Origin of the sequence: Bacillus sp. SIMBA_026, assembly GCF_046535335.1 — a bacterium.
Lineage (GTDB): Bacteria > Bacillota > Bacilli > Bacillales > Bacillaceae > Bacillus > Bacillus velezensis.
The window spans coordinates 1-258 of record NZ_JAWRWX010000284.1 but is presented as its reverse complement, the minus strand read 5'-3'; the positions used below and the strand labels follow the sequence as shown (position 1 = coordinate 258).

Sequence of the window (258 nt, the reverse complement as noted above, 5' to 3'; positions counted from 1 at the left end):
GATCGAGCACCGGCGCGCCCGACTCCAGGCCCGAGCGTGGCGCAGAGTCCTGCGTCGTCGTGGCCTCCGGCAACGGCCCGTCGTTAGACGAAGCAGTCGATGCTGTCTGGGTTGCAGGAAATTTGTCGGCCTGGGCAACCGCGGACGTGGTCGTGTCTCCCGATGCGGGAGCGCCCGTCGATGTAGTCGTGATTTCAGATGCTGCTTCGTTCGTCGTCGCCGATTCTTGAACAGGCACTTGTGCGTTGGAAGCGGCAC

Annotated in this window: 1 protein-coding gene; it reads left to right on the top strand. The window is 64.0% G+C overall.

Annotated elements, in window-relative coordinates:
* Positions 1–230 (top strand): hypothetical protein (locus SB847_RS21505; RefSeq protein WP_410578705.1); only part of this gene is annotated, 230 nt, incomplete at its 5' end.
* Positions 231–258 lie beyond the last annotated feature (28 nt).